The organism is Streptomyces sp. NPDC051211 (assembly GCF_040689505.1).
Taxonomy (GTDB): domain Bacteria; phylum Actinomycetota; class Actinomycetes; order Streptomycetales; family Streptomycetaceae; genus Streptomyces.
On record NZ_JBFBAV010000023.1, the window covers coordinates 14,646 to 30,077 of the forward strand.

A 15,432-nucleotide genomic window follows, 5' to 3' on the forward strand; every position below is an offset into this window, starting at 1 on the left:
CTCGCGCATTTCTGGTCACGGGTTCTGCGGTCACTGGCCGGGCTGGAAGGTGACCGGCAGACCGGCGGGTGCGGTTCCGGTGGGGGCGACCTGGAGGGTCTTGAGGGCGAACTCCATCACCTTCTTGTAGATGGGTCCGCAGATCTGGCCGCCGAAGTAGCTGCCCTTGGTGGGGTTCTGGATGGCGCAGTAGACGGTGATCCGCGGGTCGTCGGCGGGGGCGAATCCGGCGAAGGAGGCGGTGTAGCCCTTGTAGCGGCCGGTGGCCGGATCCACCCGGTTGGAGGTGCCGGTCTTGCCGCCGACCCGGTAGCCGGGGATCTTCGCCTTGGTGCCGGTGCCCTCCTGGTCGTCGACGACCGATTCGAGCATCCGGGCGAGGGTCTTGGCGGTTTCCTCGCTGACCACGCGGGTCTTCTTGGGCGCGGGGGCGGGGATGAAGCGGCCGTCGGGGCCCTTGTAGCCGCGGACCAGGGTGGGTTCGATCCGGACGCCGTCGTTGGCGATGGCGGAGTACACGGAGGCGGCCTGCATGGCGTTGAGGGAGAGGCCCTGACCGAAGGGGATCGTGTACTGCTGGGAGGTGGACCAGTCCTCGGGTTCGGCGAGGATGCCGCGGGATTCGCCGGGGTAGCCCAGGCCGGTGGGCTGCCCGATGCCGAACTTGGTCAGGTAGGAGTGGAGGACCTTGTTGGCCTGGGGCTGGGTGGGGCCGAGCTGTCCGGTGGCCAGGATGGTGCCGATGTTGCTGGACTTGGCGAGGACCCCGTTGAGGGTCAGGTACCAGGTCGGATGGTCGATGTCGTCCTTGAACAGCCGGTCGCCGCGGTGCAGCCGGTTGGGGACGGTCACATGGGTGCCGGGGGTGGCCTTCTTCTCCTCCAGGACGGCGGCCATCGACATCACCTTGGCGGTGGAGCCGGGCTCGTAGACGTCCTGGAGGGCGGCGTTGCCCATGGCCGTGGAGCTGGCCTTGGTCAGGTCGTTGGGGTCGAAGCCGGGGGAATTGGCCATGGCCAGGACCTCACCGGTGCGGGTGTCCTGGACGATCACGTAGCCGCGGTCGGCCTGGGACTTCTCGACCTGTTCGGTGATGGCGCTCTGCGCCGCCCACTGGATGTCGCGGTCGATGGTCAGCTCGATGTCCTGGCCGGGCACGGCGGGCTTCTCGCTGGAGCCTGCGGTGGGGACCCGGCGGCCGCCGGACTGGGCGTAGGTGACCTGGCCGTCCTGGCCGGCCAGCCTGCCGTCGAGGGAGGACTCCAGACCGCCGGCGCCGGCGCCCTCGGCGTTGACGTAGCCCAGTATCCCGGCGGCCAGGGAGCCGTTGGGGTAGACCCGCTTGCTGCTCTCCTCGTTGAAGATCCCGGCGAGCACGTTGGCGCCCGGCCCGTTGTTCTTCTTGTCGGCCGCGGCCTTGTCGGCGAAGACCCGCTTGAGGTCCTTGATCTGGTTCCAGACCTGGGGGGTCTGCCGCCGGGCGAGGATCACGTAGCGGGTGTTCTTGGTGCGGAGCCGCTCCGCCAGTTCCTTGGCGTCCTTGCCCAGGATGGGCGCGAGGAGGGCGGCGGCCTGTTCCGGGGCGTCGGGGGCCTTGCTCTCCTTGACGGTGAACATGGACGGGTCGGCGGTGATGTCGTAGGCGTCCACGCTGGTGGCGAGGGCCACGCCCTTGCGGTCGGTGATGTCGCCGCGTTCGGCGGCCAGGGTGTAGCTGGCGTACCGGTTCTTCGAGGCCACCGCGGAGAAGGTGGAGGCGTCCACGGCCTGCACCTGGAGCAGCCGGACCACGAAGGCCAGCATGACCAGGGTCAGTCCGGCGCTGACCAGCCGGAGCCGGGGGCGGGGGCTGCCGAGCCGGATGGTGTGCGGCTTGCGCGGGGCGGGCGGGCGGCGGGTGGCGGGGCGGCTGGTCGGCCGCGCGCCGGCCCTGCTCGCGCTCTGCGGCCGCGGCCTGGCCGGTCCGGGCACCCGCCTGCGGGGCGGCTCCTTGGGGCTCACGTCGTCACCGTCCAGGGGTCTGGGTGGGCTCTACGGGTTCCGCTGCGGGTGGGTCTGCAGGTGCCGGAGCAGGTGCGGAGGGCGGTACGGAGGCGCCGGGCGCGGGCTGCTCCAAGGCGGGCGCGGGGGCCTGCACGGGCGGCTGTGCGGCCGGCGGCGAGGGGGGCGGCGGGGCCTCGGCCGGGGTGGGGGTGCCGCTGGTCTTCCCGTCCGGCCCGAGGAAGACCGGGCTGCCGCCCGGGACCATGCCGAGTTCGCGGGCGCGGCGCTCCAGGGCGTCGGGCGCCGAGTGGGCGTCCACGTCGCGCTGGAGGGCCTGCTGCTCGTCGGTGAGCGCGGTGGTCTCCTTCTTCAGCCGGCTGAGCTGGAAGGAGCCCTGGTTGAGCGCCGAGTTCAGCAGCAGCAGGCTGATCAACCCGCCGCCGAGCAGGACGACGACCAGCAGCACGAACGGGGTACGGGCGGCCTGCCCGGCCCCTCCCCCGGCGGGCCGCGGCCCCCTGGGCCCCCTCGGCCCGCGGGGCCGCCGGGCCCCGAGCCGGGCGACCCGCATCCGCGTGGCGGTGGCCACCTTGCTCACGCTCCCTCCCGGTGCCGGGCCCCGGCCCGGTGCACCCGATATGCCTGGTGTGCCTGGTGTGCCTGGTGTGCCGCGTGTGCCCGGTGCGCCCGTGGTGGGCCGGCCGGGGTCACAGGTCGGCCTCGCGGATGCGCTGGACTCCGCGCAGGCGGGCGGGGGCCGCGCGGCGGTTCTCGGCGACCTCCTCCTCGGTGGGGAGTTCCGCGCCGCGGGTGAGCAGCTTCAGCTTGGGCTGGTACTTCTCCGGGACCACCGGCAGGCCGGGCGGGGCGGTGGACGCGGCGCCCGCCGCGAACACCGTCTTGACCAGGCGGTCCTCCAGCGAGTGGTACGACAGGACGGCGATCCGGCCGCCGACCGCGATCCGGTCCACCGCGGCCGGAATGGCCCGCTCCAGGACCGAGAGCTCCCCGTTGACCTCGATCCGCAGGGCCTGGAAGGTGCGCTTGGCCGGGTTGCCGCCGGTCCGCTTGGCCGCCTGCGGAAGGGCGTCGCGGATGAGCTCGACCAGGCGGGCGCTGTTGGTGAAGGGCTCCTTCTCCCGCTCCCGGACGATCGCGGACACGATCCGCTTGGCCTGCTTCTCCTCGCCGTAGGCGCGCAGGATGCGGACCAGCTCGCCCGGCGGGTAGGTGTTGAGCACCTCGGCCGCGCTCATCCCGGTCGACTGGTCCATGCGCATGTCCAGCGGCGCGTCCTGCGCGTAGGCGAAACCGCGCCCGGCCTCGTCCAGCTGCATGGAGGAGACGCCCAGGTCGAAGAGGATGCCCTGGACGGTGGGGGTGCCGAGCCGGTCCAGGACCTCGGGGAGCTCGTCGTACACGGCGTGCACCAGGGTGGCCCGGTCGCCGTAGGGGGCGAGCCGTTCGCCGGACAGCCGCAGGGCCTCCTTGTCGCGGTCCAGTGCGATCAGCCGGGCCTCCGGGAACTGCCGGAGCAGGGCCTCGCTGTGGCCGCCGAGGCCGAGGGTGCAGTCGACGACGACCGCCCCGGGGGCCTCCAGCGCCGGGGCCAACATGTCCAGGCACCGCTGGAGCATCACCGGGACGTGTCGGGATTCGCTGGTCAAGGCGCCCTCTCAGATAACGGCGCGGCAGTCGTATGCGTAGGCGTACGCACCGCGCACGCGGGTTGATCGACGGGGCCCGTCCGGCTTCGAGGCCGTGTCGGCGGCGCACGGCCGGGCCCCGGCCGGTTTCGCGTCACTTTAGTCCAACGGTCGCCGCGGTCAACGAACCGGCCCTCGACCGGTGTGGCCCGCCTCCGGCGAACCCGCAAAAGCCCCGAATCACCCGTCCGGCCGCGTCCGCCCCACCCTTGTGGGTTAGCTCACACCAAGGCTGGTTGACGTTCTTTGTCCGCCCTCACACAAGGCCTTCACCAGCGGTGACCATTACCGTCGTAGACATGACGACCTCCGCACACCTGCCTGCCGACTCCGCCGCCGCGCCCGAGGCCCTGGGCGGCGACACCGTCATCGACCGCCTGGTCGCTGCGAACCGCGAGTACGCCGCCCGCTTCACCGACCCGGGCATGGACGCCCGCCCGGTCCTCCGGGTGGCCGTGGTGGCCTGCATGGACGCCCGCCTCGACCTGCACGCCGCCCTCGGCCTGGAGCTCGGCGACTGCCACACCATCCGCAACGCCGGCGGCGTGGTCACCGACGACACCATCCGCTCCCTCACCATCAGCCAGCGCGCCCTGGGCACCCGCAGCGTCATACTCATCCACCACACCGGCTGCGGCCTGGAGAACCTCACCGAGGACTTCCGGCACGAGCTGGAGGACGAGGTCGGCCAGCGCCCCGCCTGGGCCGTGGAGGCCTTCCGGGACGTGGACCAGGACGTCCGCCAGTCCATGCAGCGCGTCCGCACCAACCCCTTCCTTCCGCACAAGGACGATGTGCGAGGCTTCGTCTTCGACGTCCACACCGGCCTGCTGCGGGAGATCGACCCGGCCTCGTGAGTGACACGGGGCGGTGACGGCGTCAAGAATGCGGGAGGAACGCCACCCGGGCTGTCTCTTCTCCGGGACAAGGCGTCCCCATTTTTGATCGTTTTTGGGTGTTTGGGGTGGAGAACCAGGTGACGACCTACGACGACCGTGCCAGCCTCGCGGATCTGACGAGCACCGCGGAGCGGGTCCGCAGGTCGGTGGAGAGCGTGATCGAGGGCAAGCCCGAGGTCGTACGGATCGCGCTGACCGTGCTCCTCGCCGAGGGCCACCTGCTGATCGAGGACGTCCCCGGGGTCGGCAAGACGATGCTGGCCAAGACCCTGGCGAAGTCCATCGACTGCTCCGTCCAGCGCATCCAGTTCACCCCGGACCTGCTGCCCTCCGACATCACCGGCGTCAGCATCTACGACCAGCAGCGCCGCGAGTTCGAGTTCAAGCCCGGCGCGATCTTCGCCCAGATCGTGATCGGCGACGAGATCAACCGCGCCTCGCCCAAGACGCAGTCGGCGCTCCTGGAATCGATGGAGGAGCGGCAGGTCACCACCGACGGGCAGACCTACGAGCTGCCCTCCCCGTTCATGGTGGTCGCCACGCAGAACCCGGTGGAGATGGAGGGCACCTACCCGCTCCCCGAGGCCCAGCGCGACCGCTTCATGGCCCGCGTGTCCGTCGGCTACCCCAGCCCGGCCGCCGAACTGCAGATGCTCGACGTACACGGCGGGGTCTCCCCCCTCGACGACCTGCAGGCCGTCGCCCACGCCCACGACATCATCAAGCTGATCGAAGCCGTCCGCGAGGTGTACGTCGCCGAACCCGTCCGGCGCTACATCGTCGACCTGGTCGCCGCCACCCGCACCCACCCCGACCTGCGGCTGGGCGCCTCCCCCCGGGCCACCCTGCACCTGCTGCGCGCCGTGAAGGCCTCCGCCGCCCTGTCCGGCCGGGACTACGTCCTGCCCGACGACGTACAGGCACTGGCCGCCCCGGTGCTCGCGCACCGCCTGCTGCCCACCGCGCAGGCCCAGCTGAACCGGCGCACCGCCGAGCAGGTCGTCGCCGACATCCTGCAGCGCACCCCGGTGCCCGCCGCACAGCAGCAGCACACGGCGCACCTGCAGACCGGCCAGCCGCACACCGGGCAGCCGCACGCGGGTCAGCCGCACGCCGGGCAGCCGCACACCGGGCAGCACACCGGGCAGCAGCAGCCGGGCGTCCGGGGCTTCTGATGGCCACCGGTACCCCTGGCGGTGCCGGCGGGGAGAGCGGCGGGCTGCGCACCGCGCTGTCCGGGCTCACCACCCGCGGCCGGTCCTTCCTGGCCGCCGGCCTCGCCGCGGCCGTCTGCGCCTTCGTACTCGGCCAGCACGCCCTGCTCCAGGTCGGCCTGCTGATCACGGTGCTTCCGCTGCTCTGCGTGTACGCCCTGCACCGCACCCGGTACCGGGTCTCCGGCAGCCGACGGCTCACCCCGGTACGGGTGTCGGCCGGCGGCGAGGCCCGCGTACAGCTGCGCATGGACAACGTGTCCCGGCTGCCCACCGGCCTGCTGATGCTCCAGGACCGGGTCCCGTACGTCCTGGGGCCGCGGCCCCGCTTCGTCCTGGACCGGGTGGAGCCCGGCGGCCGCCGCGAGGTGTCCTACCGGGTCCGCTCCGACCTGCGCGGCCGCTACCCGCTGGGCCCGCTGCAGCTGCGGCTGACCGACCCGTTCGGGCTGGTCGAGCTGACCCGGTCGTTCAGCACCTACGACACCCTCACCGTGATCCCGCGGACCGAGCCGCTGCCGCCGGTCCGGCTGACCGGCGAGGCCAACGGCTACGGCGAGGGCAACCAGCGCTCGCTGGCCCTGGCCGGCGACGACGACGTGATCCCGCGCGGCTACCGGTACGGCGACGACCTCCGCCGGGTGCACTGGCGGTCCACCGCGCGCTACGGCGAGCTGATGGTGCGCCGGGAGGAGCAGCCGCAGCGGGCCCGCGCCACTGTTCTGCTGGACACCCGCCAGGTGGCGTTCCAGGGCGCCGGACCGGACTCGGCCTTCGAATGGGCCGTCTCCGGGGCCGGGTCCGCCCTGCTGCACCTGGTCGAACGCGGCTTCTCCGTACGCCTGCTGACGGACACCGGGGACGCGGTGCCCGGCGAGGGCGGCGGCGGGTTCTCCGGCGGCGGCGGACAGGAGTCCGCCGAGGCCGCCGGACTGATGATGGACACGCTGGCCGTCATCGGCCACTCCGACGGCAGCAGCCTGTCCCGCGCCTACGACGCCGCCCGCAGCGGCAACGAGGGACTGCTGATCGCCTTCTTCGGCGACCTCGACGACGCCCAGGCCGATCTGGCCGCCCGGATGCGGCAGCGCACCGGCGGCGCGGTGGCCTTCGTCCTGGACTCCGCGGCCTGGACCGGCCGGGCCGCCCCGAACGGCGCCGGCGGCCCGGCGGCGGAACCGGTGCGCCGGCTCCGCGAAGCGGGCTGGACGGCCCTGGCCGTGCCGCCCGGCGCGGCGCTCGGCGAACTGTGGCGGCAGGCCGGGGCCCCGGCCGCCGGTGGAATGCCTCAGGGCACGGGAACTTCGGGTGCGGGGGGCTGGTCGTGAGCGGCCGAACGAGACTGACACTGTTCGCACTGCTGGCGACGCTGCTCACCGCACTGTCGCTGGCCCCCCTGGTGGCCTCGCAGGCCTGGCTGCTGCAGGCCGGCTGGCTGCTGGCCGTACAGAGCGGGGTGGGCGCGCTGTGCCGGCGGGTGCCGCTGGCCCGCATGCTGACCATCGGCGCGCAGCTGCTGGTGAGCCTGGTGCTGCTGGTCCTGCTGTTCGCCGGCGAAGGCCGGGCGGCCGAGGCCGGCGCGCCGGGCGCCCAGCTGTTCACCGGGCTCGGGATCCTGTACCAGGAGGGTCTGGCGGATGTCGGCGAGTACGCCATCCCGGCACCGCAGACGGACGGCATCCGGCTGCTGCTCGTCTCCGGAGTGCTGCTGATCGGCCTGCTGGTCGACCTGCTCGCGGTCACCTTCCGGACCGCCGCGGCCGCCGGACTGCCGCTGCTCGCCCTGTACTCGGTGGCCGCGGGCCTGTCCGGCGGCAACGCCTGGCTGCTGTTCGTGCTCGCCGGCAGCGGCTACCTGCTGCTCCTCCTCGCGGAGAGCCGGGACCGGCTGGCCCAGTGGGGCCGCGTCTTCGGCGGCGGCGCGCGCGGATCTTCGGGCGGATCCGGCACGGCGGGCGGAGCAGCGCTGGCGCCGGTACGGACCGGCCGGCGGATCGGCGCGGTGGCCGTGCTCGTCGCGGTCGGCGCGGCGTACGTACTTCCCACGCCGGAGGGCGGGCTGCTCGGCGGCAACGGCGAGGGCGGTGGCAACGGCCCCGGCGGCGGGACGATATCTGCGGTCAACCCGCTCGTCGCGCTGCAGAGCAGCCTGAACGCGCAGGACAACCGGGTGGTGCTGCGGTACCGCACGGACAACCGGCAGGCCGACCAGTACCTGCGGATCGTGTCGCTGGACGAGTTCGACGGCGTCGAATGGAAGTCCTCCGGGCGCAGCCTCACCGAGGTGCCGGACCGGCTGCCGCAGGCGCCCGGGCTGAGCAGCCAGGTCCGGCTGAACGGGACCGAGGTGCGCACCAGCGTCTCGGCCGCCGAGGACTACGTGCAGCGGTACGTGCCGATGCCGTACCCGGCGACCGGGGTGGAGATCGGCGGACGCTGGCGGTTCGAGCGGGTCGGCATGACCGTGATCGGCGACGACCTCGGCAAGGGCAAACGGCAGACGGTGCAGGGCGCCCAGTACACGGTGTCCAGCCTGCAGCTGCGGCCCACCGCGCAGCAGCTGTCGGCGGCGCCCAAGGCGTCGGCGGCGTTCCGGGAGGAGTTCACCAGGCTGCCGGAGGACCTGCCGCCGGTGGTGGCGGACACGGCGCGGCAGGTCACCCGGGGTGCGAAAGACGACTACGCGAAGGCCCTGAAGCTGCAGGACTGGTTCGCGGTGAAGTCGAACGGCGGGTTCACGTACAACACGAAGACCGCCTCGGGCTCCGGTTCGCAGGCGATCGTCCGCTTCCTGAAGGACAAGGAGGGCTTCTGCGTCCACTTCTCCTTCTCGATGGCGGCGATGGCCCGCTCGCTGGGCATTCCGGCGCGGGTCGCGGTCGGGTTCACGCCGGGCAGCTCGCTGTCGGACGGCAGCATGCAGGTCACCATGAAGGACGCGCACGCCTGGCCCGAGCTGTACTTCGAGGGCGTGGGCTGGACCCGCTTCGAGCCGACCCCCACGCGGGGTACCGCCCCCGACTACACCCGGCCGGAGACCCCGGCCGCGCAGCCCTCGGCGCCGGCCCCGCTGCCCTCGCAGAGTGCGAGCGCCCCGGCCCCGGCCCCGTCGCGCAGCGACGACGCCTGCCCGCCGGAGCTGAAGCGGCTGGGCGACTGCGACACCGCGGCCGCGCCGAGCGGCGGCGAATCGGACGAGGGCTTCCCCTGGGGCACCGTCCTCGGCTTCACCGCCCTGGGCGCGCTGGTGCTGGCGGTTCCGTTCCTGCCGGTGCTGTGGCGCGGCCGGGTGCGGGCCCGGCGGCTGGCCGGCGGGGAACCGCTGGCCGCGTGGCGAGAGCTCGGCGACGCGGCCTGGGACGTGGGGATCCGGCCGGACGAGGCGTTGTCCCCGCGCCGGGCGGCGATGCGGATCGTGGAGCTCGGCGGGGTGGAGGCGAATGCCGCGGAGGCGGTGCACCGGGTGGCCGGAGCGGTGGAGCGTGCTCTGTACGCGCCGCCGGGCGCGGCCCGGTCGTACGAGGGCCTGGCCGCGGACGTCCTGACGGCCCGGGCCGGCCTGCTGTCCGCGGCCACCCGCGCCGGCCGCCTGCGCGCCCTGCTCCTCCCGCGCTCGGCCACCCGCCTGGCCTGGGCCCTGGCATCCCGCTGGTCCGTCCTGTCCCACCACACGTCCGCCCTCGTGTCCCGGATCCCCCGCCTGAAGCGAAGCTGACGCAAGAGGGCGGGCCGGGGCGCGGCTGCCGCTGCGCGGGCCTGTTCCCCTACCCGCCCCTTCCCCCTGTGCCTGATATGCGGCTCCGCCGCGTGGGGGGCTCTGCCCGGACCCCGCGCCTCGAACGCCGGCGGGGCTGGATTTTCCAGCCCGTCCGGCGTTTGAGGACCGGGTCCGGGGGGCAGAGCCCGGTTTCGGGAAGGGGCGGGGTGGGGGAAGGCTCCGCGCAGCGGCAGGCACCGCCGGGCGGCCGGGGGTACAAAGAAGTGCGGCGAGGCTCGATCCCCCCGAGCCCCGCCGCACTGTGCCGGACGGAGCCCCGACCCGCTCCGCAGCCCCGTGTCCGCGGTGCGGGCCGAGCGCCCCTGTCCGTCGCCTCCAGTCTGCTGTTTCCGCAGGTGGAGGCCTATCCGTGCGCGTACTCATCTCTGCGCCTAGGTACGGATACTCAGTTCTACGCGCCCCGACGCCGCCGAGAACACCGCCGACCGGGTCACCGGTTCCCGCTGACCCGCCCCCGCAGCAGCAGGGACAGCGCGGAGTGCACGTCGTCCAGGGAGCGCTCGCTCTGGAAGGACTGCCAGTCCAGCGCAGCCACCAGCACCATCCCGACCATCGCCGCCGCGGTGAGCGGCACGTCGATCTCGGCGCTGAGCTCGCCGCGTTCCACGCCTTCCCGCAGGACCGTCTCCACCACCGCGACCGCTTCCTGACGGACCACCATCAAGGTGGACTGCCAGGCCCGGTTGGTGCGCCAGAGTTCGGCGACGTACAGCTGGGTGAAGGCCGGGTAGCGGTCGATGAAGACGAGGCCGGCCCGGATCATCGCGTCCAGCGCCTCGACCTTGGTGCCGCCGCGCCGTTCCGTCTCCTCCGCGGCGGCCCGCAGCGAGGCGGTCAGCAGGCCGACCCCGTGCCGCAGCAGCTCCTCGAAGAGGTCGGTCTTGCTCGCGAAGTTGTAGTAGACGGTGCCCTTCGCGACGCCGGCCCGTTCGGCGATCTCGTCGACCGTGGTCGCGGAGAAGCCCTGCTCGGCGATGAGGGTGACGGCCGCTTCGTAGAGCTTCTGCCGGGTGGCCTGCCGCCGGGTCGTGCCGGTGCTGGTGCTGCTGTCCATGGCGCTGATTCTCACAGGTCCGCTAGAGGCTCAGGTCCGGGTGCAGCCTGCTCATCGTCCAGACCTGCTTGCCGCGGGCGGCGAGTGCGGTGAGGGCGAGGGCGCCCGCGGTGAAGGCCAGCAGCACCGCGCAGCCCTGCCAGACCGGGGCGAGGTCCCCGCCGCTGATGAGCCTGCGCAGGCTTTCGACGACGTACGACATCGGCAGGTAGGGGTGGATGGCGTTGAAGAACCCGGGGCTGGTCTGCACCGGGTAGGTGCCGCCGGCCGAGGTCAGCTGGAGCATCAGCACGGCGAGGACCAGGATCCGGCCGGCCGCCCCGAACTTGGCGTTCAGCCACTGCACCATCGCGGCGAAGCAGCCGGTGACCAGGGCGAGGAAGCCGATGGTGGCGGCCGGATGGGCCATCTCCAGGCCGAGTCCGAAGTGCAGGACGGACATCAGAAGGGCCACCTGGAGGACGCCGAGGGAGGCGACCGGCAGCCAGCCGGCCAGGGCGATCCGCCAGGGGGAGGCACCGGCGGCCAGCGCACGGCGGTTCACCGGGGCGATCAGCATGTACGCGACCATCGCGCCGACCCAGAGGGAGAGCGGGATGAAGTAGGGGGCGAAGCCGGTGCCGTAGTTGGGCGCCTTGTGCAGGGATTCGGCGGCGAGCCGGACGGGGTCGGCCATGACCTCGGTGCGGGTGTCGCGCTGCTGCTCGTCGTAGTCGGGGATCTTACCGACGCCCTCGTGGAGGCCGGTGGCGAGCTCGCCGGAGCCGTCGACCAGCTTGAAGATGCCGCCGTCGAGGCTGTGCGCGCCGTCGCCGAGTTTGCCGACGCCGTTGTCGATGCCGGTGGAGCCCTTGCTGGCGGAGGTGATGCCGGTGTGCAGCTTGTCCATGCCGGTGGCGACCTTCTTGGCGCCGGCGTTCAGGGCGTTGACCTTGGCGACGGCCGCATCGAGGTCGGCGGAGAGGGCCGGGGCCCTCCTGACGACGTCGCGGGCCTCCTTCTCCAGGTCGGTGAGCTGCGACTTGAGCTTGACCAGGTCGCCGTTGGTGTTCTTGACCAGGGCGTTGACGTCGCCTGCGAGTTCGGCGGCCTCGGCGGCGCCGTCCTTGAGCTTCTTGAGGTCGGGGCAGGTGGCGGGCAGCGGCTTGGTGCCCTTCGCGCAGGTCTTGGTGTAGACGCTGTCGGCCCGGTCGGAGACCTTGCGGGTGGCGGTGGCCGCGGCCGGGGCCTTCTCGGCGAAGGTGCCGAGGTGGTTGCGGACGGTCTTGGCGGTGTCGGCGACCAGTTCGGCGGAGTCGGCGAGCTGCTCGGGGTCCTTCAGGAAGGGGCGTGCCTTGGCGGCGGCGCCGTTGACCTTGTCGGCGAGGGTCTGGGTGCCGGAGGCGATGCTCTTGGTACCGGTCTCCAGCTCGCCGGCGGCCGAGTCGAGCTTCTTGAGGCCGTCGGACAGCTCGCCGGTCTTCTCCTTGGCGGTGTCCAGGCCGTCGGCGAGGTCCTTGGCGCCCTTCTTCGCCTTGACGGTGCCGTCCTTGAGCTGGGTGGCGCCGTCGGCGGCTTCGGCGGTCTTGTCGTGCAGGTCGGAGAAGGAGACGAAGATCTTGTCGAGGAACCCGCGGGAGGCGTTGCTGGACGCGGCGGCGCGGACCTCGGAGAAGACGGTCTTGGAGATGGACCCGACGATGTAGTTGTTGGCGTCGTTGGTGCGGACCTGGAGGGCGCCGGTGGTGGGGTCCTCGCCGGAGCTGGACGCGATCCGCTCGCTGAAGTCGGCGGGCATGGTGAGGGTGAGGTAGTAGGTGCCGTCCTCGAGGCCTTCGGCGGCCTCCTCTGCTCCGACCTCCTGCCAGCCGAAGGTCTTGCTGTCCTTCAGCTTGTCGGCGATCTCGTCGCCGGCGTCGATGCGCTTGCCGTCCACGGTGGCGCCCCGGTCGGCGTTGACGAGGGCGACGGGCACCTTGTCGAGGCGGCTGTACGGGTCCCAGAACGAGCAGAGGTACAGGGCGCCGTAGAGCAGCGGGAGCAGCAGCAGCGAGACGAGCGCGGCCGCCGGCAGCTTCCCCCTGCCGAAGCGCTTGAGCTCAAGCGCTGCGAGCTTCGGCGATCGCATCGGCCGTCTCCTTCGCGGTGTCGTGGGCGTCGTCGTCGGCGCCGCTGCGCGGCTCTTCGCCGGTCCCGGTCTCGTCGGTCCCGGCCTCGTCGGTCCCGGCTTCGGTGGTCCCGGCTTCGGTGGTCCCGGCTTCCGTGGTCTCGGCTTCCGTGGTCTCCGCGGCCGCCTCGGGGGCCGCGGCCGCCTCGGTGTCCGTGGGTTCGTCGGTGTCCGCGGGTTCGTCGGTGTACGAGGACGGGGCGTCGGGCGCGGCGGAGGCGGTGGAGCCCCCCGGCTCCACCGGCTCCGGCGCGGCTCGGCGGGTGCGCAGCGGCACCGCGCCGTCCGGGGCCTCGCTGCACACGGCGAGGACGGTGGTGCCGGCGGCGGCCAGGCCGCGCAGCAGGTCCCAGGCTTCGGCCCGCTCGGCGCCGGAGAGCTTCAGGTCGGTGTCGTCGACGGCCAGCAGGCGCGGGCGGCCCAGCAGGGCGATCGCCACCGAGAGGCGGAGGGCCTCCAGGCGCTCCAGGTCGCGGATCGAGGTGCGCGGGCCCTTGGGCAGTGCGGCCACGTCCAGGCCGGCCTCGGCCAGGGCGGCGTCGATCCGGGCGGCGGTCGCGGCGGCGCGTTCCCGCGGGGAGCGGAGCAGGGCCCGTACCGGTCCCTCGTAGCGGCGCTGCAGCAGTGCGCCCTCGCGCAGCTGCTCGGCCACGGTCAGGGCGGGGTCGAGGTCGGTGACCCCCGGCACCGGGCCGAGCCCGGCACTGCGCCGGACCGCGGTCATCCGCTTCGGCAGCCGGTGGCCGCCGACCTCCGCGTATCCCTCGGTCGGCTTCATCCGGCCGGTGAGGGCGAGCAGCAGGCAGGTCCGGCCGCTGCCGGAGGGGCCTTCGAGGGCGATGAGCGATCCGGGGGCGGCGTCGACGTCGACGCCCCGGAAGACCCAGCCCCGTGGGCCCTTGAGTCCGAAGTTCTCGGCCTTGACGGCCGCGCCGTGCGGGCTGTCCACGCCTTCCCCCTTCATCCTGCCGTCCGCGTTTTGAACTGACCGGTCAGTTCAAAAACTACCACCCTTCGTAGCCCGCACCGCAACCGCACCCCCTGTCCGGCAAAACCGCAGGTCAGCCGAATTGTCAGTGGTACCGGTCACGATGGATGCCAAGAACGGACACCACGCACGACCGACAGCACGACCGACAGCACGCTCGACAGGAGGTTCGTCATGGCCACACCGTCCCCGTCCCCTGTCCACCCCGTCCTGCGGAAGTCGACGGCCCCGCCGGCCGCACTCGACCTGCTCGCCAAGGCCCGCAGCGGCCTCGACGAGGCCGCTCAGCTCCCCCGCCCCAACGAGCGGTACGCCACCGCCCACCTGGCCGCCCTGCGCACGGCCGCCGCCGTGCTGGCCGCCCGCGGCCGCCCCGAGCCGGTGAGCCCGCGCCGGCGGCCCCGGATCCGGAGCGCCTGGGAGGTCCTGCCGGAGATAGCGCCGGAGCTGTCCGAGTGGAGCGCCCTCTTCGCCTCCGGCGCGGCACGCCGGGCCAGGGCCGAGGCGGGGATACCGGACGCGGCGAGCACCCGGGACGCGGACGACCTGCTGCGCGCGGCCTCGATGTTCCTGCGCCTGGTCGAGCGGATGCTGGCGCTCCAGCCGACCCTCCCGAAGCCGCGGCCCGACGCGGGATGACCGGCCCGGCGGCGGAAGGCAATAGGGTGGAGGCCGCACCGCTTACCGCACCGCACACCCTTTCCGCGCCGAGGAGTCATTCGACGTGTCCGACACTTCCCGCCCCCGTGCCTCCCTCCGAACCGCAGTGGTGTGGGAGGTCCTGAAGGAGGCCCTCGACCGCCGGGTCAAGGCGACCGGGCAGGACGTGCTGGACGTGCTGGACACCGGCGGCGGCACCGGCAAGTTCGCCGTGCCGGTGGCCCGGCTCGGCCACCGGGTCACCGTGGTCGACCCCAGCCCGAACGCGCTGTTCGGGCTGGAGCGCCGGGTCGCCGAGGCCGGGGTCGCCGACCTGGTCCGCGGGGTCCAGGGCGACGCCCAGGGCCTGCTGGACGTCGTCGAGCAGGGCTCGTACGACGTGGTGCTCTGCCACGGGGTCCTGGAGTACGTGGACGACCCGGCCGAGGGCGTCGCCAACGCCGTCGCCGCGCTGCGCCCCGGCGGCACCCTGAGCCTGCTCGCCGCCGGCCTCGGCGGCGCGGTGCTGGCCCGGGCGCTCGCCGGGCACTTCACCGAGGCCAGGACCGCGCTCACCGACCCGGCCGGCCGCTGGGGCTCCGGGGACCCGGTGCCCCGCCGGTTCACCGCCGAGCAGCTCGCCGAGCTGGTCGGCGGAGCCGGTCTGGAGGTCGGCGCGGTCCACGGCGTCCGGGTCTTCGCCGACCTGGTGCCCGGGGTTCTGGTGGACACCGAGCCGGGAGCCGTCGAAGCCCTGCTCAAGCTGGAGGAGGCCGCCGCCGAGCTGCCCGCCTTCCACGCGGTCGCCACGCAGTTGCACGTTCTGGGCGAGAAGCGGGTCTGAGCTGGGGCGCTGCCGTGGCCATCGATCTGACGCAGTGCATCCACAAGCCCTCCGCTCCGGCGGGCGGACCCGTATGATCGGGGAACACCGTCCGGTGTGGTGGAGAGGCCGTTGGGGAACAATGGCCTCACCGGCCGCCCTTGCGACGGTACGGTTTGTACGCAGTGCCTATTTCTGAAAC

At 73.1% G+C, this 15,432-nt stretch carries 11 protein-coding genes and 1 pseudogene; 6 read left to right on the top strand and 6 right to left on the bottom strand.

The features are described from left to right. Positions 1-30: 30 nt before the first annotated feature. From AB0447_RS22115 to rsmH, 3 genes are all read right to left on the bottom strand, one after another. Positions 31-2,001 (bottom strand): penicillin-binding transpeptidase domain-containing protein, encoded by a 1,971-nt coding sequence (locus AB0447_RS22115; protein ID WP_366478423.1) that lies wholly within the window; start codon positions 1,999-2,001, stop codon positions 31-33. A 4-nt stretch (positions 2,002-2,005) separates the two neighbouring features. Continuing rightward, positions 2,006-2,581, bottom strand: coding sequence for a hypothetical protein (locus tag AB0447_RS22120; protein WP_366478424.1), 576 nt, complete (start codon positions 2,579-2,581; stop codon positions 2,006-2,008). A 109-nt stretch (positions 2,582-2,690) separates the two neighbouring features. After that, complete coding sequence (gene rsmH / locus AB0447_RS22125) at positions 2,691-3,650, bottom strand: 16S rRNA (cytosine(1402)-N(4))-methyltransferase RsmH (RefSeq protein WP_366478425.1); 960 nt, start codon at positions 3,648-3,650, stop codon at positions 2,691-2,693. Positions 3,651-3,988: 338 nt separating this feature from the next. On the opposite strand from rsmH, the gene AB0447_RS22130 reads away from it, so the two are divergent. The 4 genes from AB0447_RS22130 to AB0447_RS22145 all read left to right on the top strand — a co-directional run bounded on the left by AB0447_RS22130 (position 3,989) and on the right by AB0447_RS22145 (position 9,517). Then, the gene (locus AB0447_RS22130) at positions 3,989-4,546 is read left to right on the top strand and encodes a carbonic anhydrase (protein WP_366478426.1); all 558 of its coding nucleotides are present in this window, start codon (positions 3,989-3,991) and stop codon (positions 4,544-4,546) included. Positions 4,547-4,665: 119 nt separating this feature from the next. After that, on the top strand, positions 4,666-5,763 hold the full coding sequence (locus AB0447_RS22135; protein ID WP_366478427.1) for a MoxR family ATPase: 1,098 nt from the start codon (positions 4,666-4,668) through the stop codon (positions 5,761-5,763). After that, entirely contained in the window at positions 5,763-7,130 is a 1,368-nt protein-coding gene (locus AB0447_RS22140; protein ID WP_366478428.1) for a DUF58 domain-containing protein, read from the top strand. The genes AB0447_RS22135 and AB0447_RS22140 overlap by 1 nt, the downstream gene beginning before the upstream one ends. Further along, a complete protein-coding gene (locus AB0447_RS22145) occupies positions 7,127-9,517 on the top strand; it encodes a DUF3488 and transglutaminase-like domain-containing protein (protein WP_366478429.1) in 2,391 nt (796 codons plus the stop codon). The genes AB0447_RS22140 and AB0447_RS22145 overlap by 4 nt, the downstream gene beginning before the upstream one ends. A gap of 493 nt (positions 9,518-10,010) precedes the next feature. Here the strand turns inward: AB0447_RS22145 and AB0447_RS22150 are convergent, their stop codons facing one another. The 3 genes from AB0447_RS22150 to AB0447_RS22160 are packed head-to-tail and all read right to left on the bottom strand — an operon-like array spanning position 10,011 to position 13,729. Continuing rightward, positions 10,011-10,634: a TetR/AcrR family transcriptional regulator gene (locus tag AB0447_RS22150; protein ID WP_366478430.1), complete on the bottom strand. Its 624-nt coding sequence runs from the start codon at positions 10,632-10,634 to the stop codon at positions 10,011-10,013. 22 nt (positions 10,635-10,656) lie between these two features. Further along, entirely contained in the window at positions 10,657-12,741 is a 2,085-nt protein-coding gene (locus AB0447_RS22155; protein WP_366478431.1) for a YhgE/Pip domain-containing protein, read from the bottom strand. Beyond that, positions 12,713-13,729 (bottom strand): ATP-binding cassette domain-containing protein, encoded by a 1,017-nt coding sequence (locus AB0447_RS22160; protein ID WP_366478432.1) that lies wholly within the window; start codon positions 13,727-13,729, stop codon positions 12,713-12,715. Before AB0447_RS22160 ends, AB0447_RS22155 begins: the two co-directional genes overlap by 29 nt. Positions 13,730-13,942: 213 nt before the next feature. Between AB0447_RS22160 and AB0447_RS22165 the strand changes: the two are divergent. Next, positions 13,943-14,401 (top strand): annotated as a pseudogene (locus AB0447_RS22165) (SAV_6107 family HEPN domain-containing protein); the annotation flags it as partial. Positions 14,402-14,492: 91 nt separating this feature from the next. Further along, a complete protein-coding gene (locus AB0447_RS22170; protein ID WP_366478433.1) occupies positions 14,493-15,251 on the top strand; it encodes a methyltransferase domain-containing protein in 759 nt (252 codons plus the stop codon). Positions 15,252-15,432: the final 181 nt, after the last annotated feature.

Coding starts and splice junctions, on each gene's coding strand:
- AB0447_RS22140 (WP_366478428.1), top strand. CDS start 5,763: ATGGCCACCGGTACCCCTGGCGGTGCCGGCGGGGAGAGCGGCGGGCTG.
- AB0447_RS22155 (WP_366478431.1), bottom strand. CDS start 12,741: ATGCGATCGCCGAAGCTCGCAGCGCTTGAGCTCAAGCGCTTCGGCAGG.
- AB0447_RS22150 (WP_366478430.1), bottom strand. CDS start 10,634: ATGGACAGCAGCACCAGCACCGGCACGACCCGGCGGCAGGCCACCCGG.
- AB0447_RS22130 (WP_366478426.1), top strand. CDS start 3,989: ATGACGACCTCCGCACACCTGCCTGCCGACTCCGCCGCCGCGCCCGAG.